General features: G+C 74.2%; 7 protein-coding genes. 4 read left to right on the top strand and 3 right to left on the bottom strand.

Features of this window, described 5'->3' with window-relative positions; all coding sequences use genetic code 11:
* Positions 1-172: 172 nt before the first annotated feature.
* Positions 173-1,258, top strand: a complete 1,086-nt coding sequence (locus K3888_RS00130; RefSeq protein ID WP_230928207.1) for a DUF695 domain-containing protein — start codon at positions 173-175, stop codon at positions 1,256-1,258.
* Here K3888_RS00130 and K3888_RS00125 read toward each other — a convergent pair.
* On the bottom strand, positions 1,212-2,858 hold the full coding sequence (locus tag K3888_RS00125; protein WP_230928206.1) for a type VII secretion protein EccE: 1,647 nt from the start codon (positions 2,856-2,858) through the stop codon (positions 1,212-1,214). The two genes, K3888_RS00130 and K3888_RS00125, sit on opposite strands and share 47 nt — an antisense overlap.
* A 120-nt stretch (positions 2,859-2,978) precedes the next feature.
* Here K3888_RS00125 and eccB point away from each other — a divergent pair, with 120 nt between their 5' ends.
* Entirely contained in the window at positions 2,979-4,421 is a 1,443-nt protein-coding gene (eccB, locus tag K3888_RS00120) for a type VII secretion protein EccB (protein ID WP_230928205.1), read from the top strand.
* A 16-nt stretch (positions 4,422-4,437) separates the two neighbouring features.
* Here eccB and mycP read toward each other — a convergent pair whose 3' ends face one another.
* Together mycP and eccD are read right to left on the bottom strand one after the other, a co-directional pair.
* Entirely contained in the window at positions 4,438-5,862 is a 1,425-nt protein-coding gene (mycP, locus tag K3888_RS00115) for a type VII secretion-associated serine protease mycosin (protein ID WP_230928204.1), read from the bottom strand.
* Complete coding sequence (eccD, locus tag K3888_RS00110) at positions 5,859-7,391, bottom strand: type VII secretion integral membrane protein EccD (RefSeq protein WP_230928203.1); 1,533 nt, start codon at positions 7,389-7,391, stop codon at positions 5,859-5,861. The genes mycP and eccD overlap by 4 nt, the downstream gene beginning before the upstream one ends.
* Before the next feature lie 190 nt (positions 7,392-7,581).
* On the opposite strand from eccD, the gene eccCa reads away from it, so the two are divergent.
* The gene (eccCa, locus tag K3888_RS00105; protein WP_230928202.1) at positions 7,582-11,604 is read left to right on the top strand and encodes a type VII secretion protein EccCa; all 4,023 of its coding nucleotides are present in this window, start codon (positions 7,582-7,584) and stop codon (positions 11,602-11,604) included.
* A complete protein-coding gene (locus tag K3888_RS00100; RefSeq protein ID WP_230928201.1) occupies positions 11,601-12,476 on the top strand; it encodes a hypothetical protein in 876 nt (291 codons plus the stop codon). The genes eccCa and K3888_RS00100 overlap by 4 nt, the downstream gene beginning before the upstream one ends.
* The last annotated feature ends 49 nt before the right edge of the window (positions 12,477-12,525 follow it).

Raw genomic sequence — 12,525 nt, 5'->3', positions numbered from 1 at the left:
CACTTCCCGGTCCGTGTGAGCGTCCCTTCGCCGACGCCCCGCGGTGTCGGCACCGCCTCCGACCTGCCGCCGACCCGCCCGGGTGTGGCGTTGCGGGCACAGGTGGCCGGTTATCCGGATACTGGGGACAGGACGGGCCCACGGGCCCCTGGCACCTGCGGAAGGAGAACAGATGGCGATCGGTGCGGCGCGACCCCGGCAGCTCTCGCGGTCGCTGGACTTCTCCGGAGTACGCATCGAGACCGCCCGCCTGCGGTCCGACCGGGCCGTCACCGCGTTCTGGCGGTGGTGGGCCGAGGGCGGTCGCGGGCGCGCGACCGCGGCCCTGGACTCGGGAGACGGGCGCCGTGTGGTCCCCGAGATCACCTCGCTGGTCGAGGCCATCGACCCCGGGTTGTCGTGGGAGTTCATCCCTGCCGCCGACGGGGAGCCGCACCGGCTGACCGTCACCGCCGCGGGGGACCCGGAGCTGCGGGGCGCGGCCCGCAGGTGGCTCGCCTCGGCCCCGGCCGCGGACGCGACGTGGAGCTACGCCGACCTCCGTGAACCGGTCCGCGGCTGCGCGATGTACTTCCGCGATCGCCGCCTGGGATTCGATGAGGCGGAGGTCGTGGTGGACTTGGGGCTGGCGCGGGCGGATATCACCGTGCACCACCCGGGCTTCGCGGGTCTGGTGGGGGCGGACGCGAGTATCGCCGCGTACCTGCTGTTGGACGCGGTCTGCGGCGAGGCGCAGGTGGAGACCTGGGTGGGCGTGATCCGCGCCAATGCGATCGCGCCGGGCGACGACGCGGTGGCGTTGGGTGAGCTGCCCCGGATCCTCAGCGAGCTGTCGGTGGACAACACCGACGAGCTGGGCGACCCGGCCTGGCAGATCCTCCACGGCGACACGTGCAGCGGTCCGCTCGTGGCGGTGGTGCGGGTACCGCTCGTGTCCCTCTCCGCCCCGCAGTTCGACCGGCACGTGGCCGTGAATGTGCCCTATACGGACGTTGAGGACGGGGGGCTGCCCGGCTCGCTCTCGCTGCCCGGCCTGCGGGATCTCGAGGATCACCTGGTGGAGCGGCTCGAGGGCACCGGGGAGTGCGTGGGCGCCGAGAGTTGCGACGGCGCGCGGCTGCTGCACTTCTATGTGGACTCCACCACCCCGGCACACGAGCAGCTACGCGCCGCGGCGTGCGGCTGGGATCAGGGCGAGGTGACCGTCACCATCACGGATGATCCGGGCTGGCGGCAGGTGCAGCACCTGCGGGTGTGAGGCCGGCCGGCCCCACGAACGCCTCCTCGCCGGGGCCCACGACCACGCAGACGCGCAGCGACTCGCCCATGCCGGACTCGTCCGCGCGGGGTTCGACCGAGATCCAGCCGTCGATCCGACCGTCCAGCACCAGATCCGAGGGCGCGGCGGACCTGAGGCCGCGCCCGCCGCGAAGCTCCCAGTCGGCGTCCACGCGGATGACCGTCGGTGGGGTGACGTCGGGCCCTCCCGGGCCGGCCAGTGCGTCGATCCTGGCCTCGCTGAGCGGGCCGTCGACGTCCCACATCACCGCGTCGACGGGAGCTCCGGCGTCCGAGGCGTCCGGGTGGACGATCCGGTACCGGGCCTCGTCGCCGATCCGCAACAGCGGCCGCCACCGGTCGGGGACATCGGTCACCACCGCGATCCGGTAGCCGGCCGCCACCGCGCGAAACGCTACCTGGCGACAGACCGGGGGCCTGGCCGTGAGGAGCACCGACCGCAGGTGCGGCCCGGCCAGCTGGACAGCGGCCGCGCCGCCGTCCCGCGTGGCGCCGAGGATCTGTCCGGCGCCGTGTGCGGGCAGGGCCGCCTCGTCGAGCCTGTCGATGCGGCGCCGGTCGAGACAGCCCGAGACGGTCCCGGGCATCGGCTCGCCCGGCACCGGGAGCACGGCGGGGTTCGGCAGGCGGTGGCATCCGGAGGCGACCTCGTCCACGGCGCCGTCGGAGATCCCGGTGAGTCCGACGGTGGTCACCGTGTCCACCACATCGGTGCGACCCGGGACCCGGCGAAGGCGTACGACCTCGGTGATCTCGGCGGCACGGACCGCGGCGAGTCGGTTGATCACCACCCGCGGATCCGCGGCCGGGCGCAGGACCAGCCCCTGACCGTCGCCCGGGCTCGCCTCGGCCTCCACGTAGAGCTCGGCCAGTTCGGTGGCGTCGAGTACCCGGCACGGCATCCCGTGGTGGACCAGGGCGCGGCGCACCCGCTCGGTCGCCACCGAGACGACATGATCCAACTGCGCCTCCGCCCCCGCGGAGCCGCGCAGCGCGAGCGGCGCCAGGTCGAAGCGGAGCAGCAGGTGGACGCTCCGGTGCGAGATCAGGGCCAACGGTCCGACGAGCTGCGCGTACACCTCGCCGTCGTCGCCTCGTGCGGCACGCCGGCCGCGCACCACGACGTCGATCCCCTCCATCACGATCCCACCCTGGTCGAGCTGCCGCGCGATCGCGGCGAGGGGAAGGCGGCTTCCCCGGTGATCGCCCGGGGCATCTCGTCCCAACACGGTCGGGACGTAGGCGCCGGCGGAGATCTCGACGGCGGTCGTGACCACGCTGTCGCCTTCGACGCAGCCCACGACGGAGCGGTCCGGCGCGCGCAGATCCACCACGTCGACCGGCACCTTCCGCGGCGCCGGATCGCGCGCGAGCAGCGGACGTCCGCGACGTCGCGCGGCGACGACCGCGGCGATCGCACACGCGACCAGCAGTTGCACCCACGGCTGCAGCGACGCCGGGCTGAGGACCGTGAGCAAGACCGTGGCCGCAACCGTCGCGGCCAGTCCGAGCAGTGTGGGGACCGCCGACATGAGCACGTCCTCCTCGCGCACCGACATCCGCCGGTCGTCGCGCCGGACGGCCCGGGATGACCGGCCATCAGGACCGGATCGTCGCGTAGCCTACCCCCGGTGACCCCGGTCAAGGGGCGTCAACATCGGGCGAACGAAAGGCGGGGCGTGCCGCTCAGACCCACGACCAAGGCGCAGGTGGACGGGCATCGCTTCCTCGCCCGGCGAGCCCGCCACGCGGTGGTCTCGCGTGACGTCCGGATGCTGCACGACCCCCTCAAGCGGCAGGCGACAGGCCTGACGGTCGGGGTGGTCGCGGCGGTCGTGGGCGTGGCCGGGGCGGCTGTACTGGCGCTGCTCGACCCGGCGCCGGACGTCGACCGCACCGCGATCATGGTGGGGCGCGACTCCGGTCAGATGTATGTCCGTGCCGGTGACCGTGTCCACCCGGTCCACAACCTGGCCTCGGCGCGGCTCGTCGTGGGCGAGCCGGCCGAACCCGAGACCGTGCGCGACTCGGACATCGAGGGCACCGCCCGCGGCGGACTGCTGGGAATTCCGGGGGCGCCCTCGGCGCTGCCCGGTCACCGTGATGCGGACGCGGCCGCGGCCGTGTCGTGGTCGGTGTGTGACGAGGTCGCCGACGCCGACCGGGGCCGCCCGCGCGTGGTGGGCACGAGCGTCGTCGCGCGGGAGGGAACCGGTCCGGGACGGGAGACGGATGCCGACGAGATCGTGCTGGTCGAGACCGGTAGCCAGGGATGGCTGCTGCGCGACGGGGCGCGGGCGCGCATCGATCTCGAGGACTCCGACCTGCTGTCGATCCTCGGGCTGGGCGGAGTGGACCCCCGCCCTGTGACCGCGGCTCTGCTCGACCCGCTGCCGGAGCTCGACCGGGTGGCGCGGCCGCAGATCGACATGCTCGGCGAGCCGGTCGACTACGGGCTGGCCGGGTTGCGCATCGGGCAGGTCTTCACCGTGGACACCGCGAGCGGGTCGCGGGCCCACGTCGCCCTGGCCGACGGGGTCCAGGAGGTGGGGCCGGTGCTCGCCGACGTGATCCGGTCGACCTCCACGGTCGGCGCGGTGGTGGACGTCGCCCCGGATCGGATGGGGGTGCCGCGGTCGGTGGCGCTGGACGTCGAGGCGTTCCCGCGTACCCGGTCCTCGGTGCTGGAGACGGCCGACTCTCCGGTGCTGTGTGTGCGCGAGGCCGCCGACGGGGACGCATCGGTGCGGCGGATGGCGATCATCGCGGGCGCCCCCGCCCCGGGTCCGACCGAGGCGCGTCCGGTGGCGGGTGCGGACGGGGCGGGGCCCGCGGTGGACACCGTGGGCGTCCCCGGCGGCGGTCTGATGGTGACCGCTGCCGGGCGTGGCACCACGACGCGGGGCGCGGTCACGACGATCGTCGCCGACACGGGGGTGCGGTTCGACGTGCCGGACGACGAGACCGCCGCGGTTCTCGGACTCGGCGGCGTCGCCGTGCCGACGGACGGCGGCATCCTCGACCGGCTGCCGGCCGGACCGCGGCTGGACCGCGCCGCCGCGCTCGTCAGCCGCGACGGCTCGGACCTGACCCTGGCCGGAGACGAGCAGCCGACCCGCTGACGCCGCGGTCGGCGGGTCAGCGCGAGTCGTCCCGGGGTCGGAGCAGGACCACGACGACGAGCGCCGCCGCCCCCAGCGCCAACGCCCCCGCGGCCACGAGGGCCCCGTTCCCGGCCCCTGGTGGGCCCGGCTCGGGGGACGGCGCCGCCAGGGTGGTGCTCGCCGGCGCGGGGCGTCGGGTTCCGGGCCTGCGGACTCCGGTCACGGCCGCCACCGGATCCACCACACCGTGGCCGATGGCGTGGTCGTGCCCGCCGGCCGCGGCGATGGTGGTGTTCTCGATCCGCTCGATCACCTGCCGGGCCGTCAGCCAGGGGTGGGCCTGCCGGACCAGGGCGGCGGTGCCCGCGACGAAGGGAGCGGCGAAGCTGGTCCCGCTGATGGGCGTCCGTGCACCGTCGCCGCCCACGACCAGGTCGGAGACACCGGCGCCGTCGGCGCCCACTGACCGTAGGCCCACGGCCGGGGCGGCGACGTCGACCCAGGGCCCGCGCAGCGAGAAGTCGGTGGGACGCCCGGCCGGATCCACGCCGCCGACCGTCAGCACGTGGTCGTCGTACCAGGCGGGCGAGGCGATGGTCCGGACGTCGGCCCAGCCCTCGTCACCCGGGACGGACGCGTCGGGTCCGGCCGGGTTCTGGTCGCCACAGGTGTCGCCGACGTTGCCGGCGGCCGCGACCACCACCACGTCGTGGTCCACCGCCGCGTAGCGGATGGCGCCGCCGAGGTGGTCGTCCGCGAGCACCGTGCCGGCGGGCACACAGGCGACCTCGGAGATGTTGATGACGTCGGCCCCCGCGTCCACCGCCAACCGGATCGACGTCGCGAGCGTCGTCAGTGTCCCCACCCCGCCGCCGGTTCCGACGGGCGCCCCGTCCGCGCCGCCCCCGTCGCCACTGCCGGGGTCGCCCTCCCGTTCGGCCGCCCGCGAGTCGGCGCGCAGGATACTGCTGGACTGGCGGATCGAGACGATCTCGACGCCCGGCGCGATTCCCGAGTGCCCCGTCTCGTCCTCGGCGGCCGCGAGGACGCCCGCGACGAGGGTCCCGTGGGCGTCGCAGTCCTCGGTCCCGTTCCGGCCGGGCACCACGTCCCCGGCCCCGCGCACCCTGGGCAGGCGCGGGCCCGGGTTGACGCCGGTGTCGATCACGGCGACGACCTGCCCCTCACCGCGCCCGTGGATCCACGCGTCGCGTAGCTCGGCGGCCGTGGCCGCGGCCGGCGGCGACGACGGAGAGAGCACCGCCGCGGTGGTGCGACACGGCCCGTCCTGGCGAACCGGCCCTGACGCGAGGCCGGTCGCCCGGGGCACCGGGCCGTCGACGGTCGGTGGCTCCACCGCCGACGCGAACGCGGGTGTGCTGAGCTGCGCGACGAGGATCGCCAGCGCGACCCCGGCGCCGGCGGAGAGCCCGGCGGCGGGTGCCAGGGCAGGTCTCATCGCTGGCGCACGAGTGAGTAGACGTCCATCGCGCCCACCGCCAGCGGCACCACCAGGCAGATCGCGATCGCCTCGACGACCCCCACCGCACGCAGGGTGGCAGGGGAGGGGTCGACGTGGGGCAGGACCGAGGCCGCCACCACGACGGCGACCGCCACGGCGACCGCGGCGGGCACCACCACCCCGACCGGTGACGCCAAGGACAGCGAGGCGCCCACCAGGACCCCCGTGGCGAGCACCAACGCCGCCGCGAGCAGCACCGTGGTGTGGACGCGATCGGAATAACCGAGTCCGCGCAGGACGAGGATCACGATGAGCACCAGGGCGAGCGGTGCCGCCCAGCGGCTCGCCGCGGCCCCGGACAGGGCGGTCAGCGCGCCGGACGTGCACACGGTCGCGGCCGCGAGCAGCAGTCCGGTCAGCCAGGAGCGGGAGGTGAGGAACCGGTGCCGCAGCGCCTCGGGCGTCGGGAGCTGCCCCTGTGGCCGACGGGCATCGGCTGTCCGGGCGTGGAGGTCGTGGTCGATCTCCTCCAGATCGCCGTCCGCGACCTCCTCGCCGGGTGCCGGCACGGGCGGGATCGGGATGCGTGCGGCGGACACGGCGAGTCGCGGAGCGGCGGTGAGCAGCAGGAGTCCGACGAGCACCGCCCCGGCCCCGACGAAGCCGGCCGGGACCCCGGTCACCGCGACGACCAGCGCCCCGACCGCGCCGACGTCCAGCGCGATCGCCGCGGCGAGGTAACCGGCCGCCATCCCGTAGGTCCCGGTTGTCGGGCGGAACACGGTGCAGCGCAGAACAGTGGCCACGACCGCGCCGGCGGTACACGCGCCCAGGAGTGTGCCGGGCCCGGCGGGCGGGGGCCCCGTGGTCCCGGCGGCGAGGACCGTGAAACCCACGACGACCGACCCCGCGACCGCGTGCGCGGGGCCCGGCGCGGGGGTACGGCGCAGGGCGATCACCGCGGCCAGGCCGAGCAACGCCAGCACCAGCGAGATCAGTGACGTGAGCAGCCCACCGCGCGCCGACCACTGGACCCCGAGGGCAAGGGCGGCGGCCACGGCGGCGACCCCTGCCGTGGCGGTGGCGGTCAACACCGCATCCCGGCGGTCCCAGACCGGGGACCTGGCGACGTCGGGCTCGGTCAATCCCTGCAGCACGTCGTCGAACAACGGCGCCGGCGTGGGCACCGGGCGGTGGTCCAGCACGAGGATCTCGCCGTCGTGCACGCGCTGTTGCGCAAGCGTCTCGGATACGGCCAGTGGACCTCCGGCCAGGCGGGAGAGTTGCCAGGACCCACCGGTGCCGCCACCCATCCGCGCGTCGGCGTCCACGCCGGAGCCGGGCCCCGCGGCGACACGGACGTGGTCGCGCACCAGGTCCACGACCTCCGGGATCACCGAGACCAGCTCGAGGTGGGCCGGCAGACTCACGTCGACGCGCGTGGACCGGCACACGATCGACACACGCCGCTGATCCAGCGGTTCGACGCCCGCGGCGACCTCACGGACCTCGCCCTGTCCTGTCACTGTCGGACCTCCCACTCCGTGCACCCACCCTGGTCGGCCGTGCCCGACCTCGCTGGTAGGTGACCCGTCAGGACGTGTACTGCCCTAACATCGCCGTTCGATACGCGGATCATTGTCGGCGTCCGGGGTCGTTCGTGGGGGCGTCAACTCGTGGCGCCCGCCGGTCTGCAGCTTGCGAGGGGGTCGGGTCATGGGGGACGTGGTGTTCACGCGCGCCGGGAAAGTCTCCGCGCCGCCGGTGCCGCAGGGGGAGGTGTCCCTGCAGGCGCCGCCGGACCTGCCGCGCCCCACCCCGCGCCCGCTCATCCAGATAGTGCTGCCCATCGTCCTGGTGGTGGCCGTGGTGGGCATGGTCGTGGTGATGATGCGCACCGGAATGATGCGCAATCCCATGTTCCTGCTGTTCCCCGTGATGATGGCGGTCTCGGCGGTGGGCATGCTCGCCGGCACCCTCGGTGGCGGCGGCAAGACCGCCGAGACCGACGAGCTGCGCAAGGACTATCTGCGCTACCTGGGCCAGACCCGTGACACGGTGCGCGGGACCGCCGCGGCGCAGCGGGCGGCCGCCCTGTGGCGCCACCCGGATCCGGTCGAGCTGCCGGCGATGGTGGGAACCGCCCGCATGTGGGAGAGGGACGACGACGACCCCGACGACCTCACGCTCCGCGTCGGCCCCGGGCGGCAGTCGCTCGCCACGCCGCTCAGGGTGCCCGACACCGGGCCGGTCGACGACCTGGAGCCGGTCTCCGTAGTGAGCATGCGGCGCTTCGTCCGGGTCCATTCAGTGGTCGATGACCTGCCGGTGGCGCTCGAGTTGCGGGCGTTCGCGGCACTCTCGCTGGACGGAGAGGTCGCCACCGTGCGTTCGGCGGTCCGCGCGATGCTCGCGGGGCTCGTCCTGTCCCACGGCCCGGGCAGGGTGCGGGTCGCGGTGGCCGCGAGCGAGGGGGAGGCCCGGCGGGCGTGGGAATGGCTCAAATGGCTTCCCCACCACGAGCATCCGGTCTACACCGACGGCGGCGGGCGGGTCCGTCTCACCGAGTTCTCGCTGGCCGGGGTGGAGTCCATGCTCGGCTCCGAGATCGCCGAACGTCCGACGTTCTCGCCGAGTGCGGTACAGGTGCCGGGGCGGGCACACCTCGTGCTCGTCGTCGACGGCGTCGGGGTGACCGGCGCCGAGCGGATCCTCGCCGAGGACGGACTCGACGGCGTCACCGTCATCGAGGTCTCGGGCAGCCGCGCGGGACAGTTGCGCGACCTCGCCCTGCGCCGCGGCCTGTGTCTGCGGGTCGACGACGACGGCGTCGCCCGCATCGGCACCGACAGCGGCGACGAGGACATCGCCCGGGTCGACGCGATGAGCCTTCCGGAAGCGGAACGGCTCGCCATGGCGCTGTCCCGGTACCGCCCCGCGGACACGGTCACCCATGCCGACGGCTCCACCACCCGGCGCGCACCCGGACTGCCGGACCTGCTCGGGATCGGGGTGGCCACACTGGTCGACCCGGCGGTCGCCTGGCGACGTCGCGGTGAGCGCGACCGCCTGCGCGTCCCGGTGGGGGTCAGCCCCGACGGGGCGCCGGTCGAACTCGACCTCAAGGAGGCCGCGCACGGTGGCATGGGGCCGCACGGGCTGTGTATCGGTGCCACCGGATCCGGGAAATCCGAGTTCCTGCGCACGCTCGTCCTGGGGCTGGTGGCCACGCACGACCCGGATGCGCTCAACCTCGTCCTGGTGGATTTCAAGGGCGGCGCCACCTTCCTGGGGCTGGAGCCGCTGGCCCACGTGGCCGCGGTGATCACCAATCTGCAGGCCGAGATCACGATGGTCGACCGGATGCGTGACGCGCTCGAGGGCGAGCTCACCCGTCGGCAGGAGATGCTGCGCGCGGCGGGGAACTACGCGAACGTCGGCGAGTACGAGGCCGCCCGCGCCAGGGGTGCCGCGCTCGACCCGCTGCCCGCCCTGGTGATCGTCGTGGACGAGTTCACCGAGTTGCTCTCCTCGAAGCCGGAGTTCGCCGAACTCTTCCTGACGATCGGCCGACTGGGTCGAAGCCTGCACATCCACCTGCTGCTGGCCTCGCAGCGACTCGAGGAGGGGCGGTTGCGCGGGCTCGACAGTCACCTCTCGTATCGCATCGCCCTCAAGACGTTCTCGGCCACGGAGTCACGCACCGTGCTGGGGGTGACCGACGCCTATCACCTGCCCGCGACCCCGGGTGCCGGCTACCTCAAGGTGGACGCCGGCGACCCCGTGCGGTTCGACGCGGCCTACGTCTCCGGACCGTACCGGCAGGACCGGCGACTGGACGGCTCGTCCGTCGCGACACCGGCCGCCCGGGCGACCGTGCGGCCCTTCACCTCGTGGTACATGCCCGTGCCGGCGCCGGTACTGCCGCCGGTCGACGACGTCGCTCTCGCCCCGCCCACGCCGGCAGAGGACGACTCGGCGAGCCTGCTCGACGTGCTGGTCGGAAGGCTCACCGGGCATGGTCGGCCGGCCCACGAGGTGTGGTTGCCCCCGCTGGGCGAGGGGGCGCCACTCGACGTGGCGGTGGGCGCCGAGCCCACGGGCGCCGGACAGGCGGGCCCGGGGGGCGGGCCGACGGCGCTGCGGTTCCCGCTCGCCGTGGTGGATCTGCCGTTCGAGCAACGTCGCGCCACCTGGTCGGTGGACCTGTCGGGTGCCGACGGCAACGTGGCCGTGGTGGGCGGGACGCGCGCCGGGAAGTCGACGACCCTGTGCACCCTCGTGTTGTCCGCCGCGGCCACGTCCGAGCCCGACCGGCTTTCGGTCTACATCGTGGACCTGGGCGGCGGGCTACTCCGGTCGGTCGCGCCGCTGCCGCACGTCGGCGGCGTGGCCCAGCGAGGTGACGAGGAGCGGATCCGTCGCACGGTCGCCGAGGTCGACGCCGAGCGGCGCCGCCGGGAGACCGCGTTCCGCGAGTCGGGCGTCACCTCGGTCGAGCAGGCTCGTCGTCGCACGGTCGATCGGGACGGAAGGCCGGTCGCGGAGTTCCCGGACGTGCTACTCGTCGTCGACGGGTGGCAGGCGTTGCGCACCGAGCACGAGGACCTCGAGCAGGTGGTGCTCGGCCTGGCCGCGGACGGACTGTCGTACGGGATCCACGTCGTCCTGTCCGCCGCACGCTGGGCCGATCTGCGGCCGGCACTGCGTGACGCCCTCGGTACTCGGGTCGAGTTGCGGCTGGGTGACCCCACCGATTCGATGATCGACCGGCGGGCGGCGATGGGCGTGCCGGTGGCACCGGGCCGCGGGCTGACCCGCGATCGCGAGCACATGCTGGTCTACCAGCCCAGGCTTGACGGACATATCGACCCCGGCGGCATCGCCGACGCCACCGCTGACGCCGCGCGGCACCTGGCGGCGCGATGGCGCGGGCGGGTCGGGGACGTTGGCGCGGCGCCGGTGCGTATGCTTCCCGAGGTCCTGCCCTACGAGCAGGTGGCGAGCCTGGCCCGCCCCGGGCCGGACGGTGGCCGCACCCGACTGCCGCTCGGTCTCGACGAGTCCGACCTCACGGTGGCCTACGCCGACCTCGAAGCCGATCCGCTGATGCTGGTGTTCGGTGATTCAGAATGCGGCAAGACATCTGTGCTCCGGTCGCTGGCCCGGGGGCTCGTCGCCGGGAACGATCCCGCCCACGCCAAGCTCATCGTGGCGGACTACCGGCGTTCCATGCTGGGGGAGTTCGACGACACACACCTGGCGGGCTACGCCGCGACCGAGAGCGCGTTCGTGCCGATGGTCGAGCATCTCGAGCGCATCCTCGACGAGCGCATGCCGGGTCCGGACGTGACGCCGGAGGAGCTGCGGTCGAGGTCCTGGTGGAGCGGCCCGCGGATCACCCTGCTCGTCGACGATCTCGATCTGGTGATCACCGGTGCCGGAAACCCGTTGCAGCCGCTGGCCCGATTCCTTCCGCACGCACGGGACATCGGACTGTCCGTGATACTCGCGCGTCGGTCCGCGGGAGCCTCGCGCACGATGTACGACCCGTTCGTCAGCCGGATCCGAGACCTCGGCGGCGCCGGACTCATCATGTCGGGTAGCCGTGAGGAGGGACCGCTGCTGGGCGGCGTCCGCCCGGGCCCGCTACCCGCCGGACGCGGAAGGTTCGTCACCCGCGACGGCGGTGCGCGCCTCGTGCAGACCGCGCTGGCGAAGCCGGGGCCGACCGCATGACCGGCTCGGCGCCGGGAACCGCGGCGGCCACCGCGACCGGCTCGGTGGCCGGAGCGGGCCGGGGCGCAGGTTCGGTGCTCGCGGTGGACCTGTCCTGCTCCGGACTGGCGGTCGCCTCGGCTGCGGCGTCAGTGGTGTTGGACCCGGTCGTCGCACCGGTATCCGTCCTGGCCGCGATGGACGGGTCCTCGTTGCCACCGGGCGGCGACCGAATCGAGTGCTCGGAGAGGTCGGAGGCGGCGGCCGCACGGTTCCCGGATCGCTGTCTCGCCGACCCGGCCCGGACCGTGCACCGAAGTCGGGTCGACGTGGCCGGCCTGTCCGTCCCCGTGGCGGAGCTGCTGGCCGCCCCCGTCGCCCGGGCGTTGCGGTGGTCGGGCGACGCGGGGGAGGACGTCGTGATCCTGGCACCCAGCGACTGGGGGATCAGCCGGACGAGCCGGCTCACGGCAGCTGTCCGCGATCTGGGAGTCGAGGCGCGCGTGGTCAGGTCGGCGCTGGCCATGGCGGAGGCCTTGTCGTCGTCGTCCTCCCGCTGGGCCGTCTGTGTGGAGACCTGCCGGACCCGCACGACGGTGGGACTGGTCGAGCGCACCCGCGCGGGGCTCACCCTCGTCGACCGGGCGGTGGTTCATCGCCGGGACCTGGCCCTGGACGGACTCGTCGACGACGAGGTGCGGCGGATCCTCGACGCGATCGCCGACGTGCGGCGGAGGCGTCGCGAGGCCGGGACCGGATCCACCGAGGTGTTGGCCCGCGGGCGGCTCGCCGAGCGGGTCGTCGACGCCTGTGACCGGGCCAGGTTGCTGTCGTTCGTGGTGCCCCCGATCGCCCCGGCGGAAGCGGCCTCGCGACTCTACGCGGCCTGTTGACCAGACCGGGCCAGGTTTCTTCGATCAGGTGGAACCGGCCGGGCACCCG

Source organism: Dietzia aurantiaca (assembly GCF_021033825.1).
In the GTDB taxonomy this organism is placed as follows: Bacteria; Actinomycetota; Actinomycetes; order Mycobacteriales; family Mycobacteriaceae; genus Dietzia; species Dietzia aurantiaca.
This window is presented reverse-complemented; position numbering and strand designations above follow the sequence as displayed.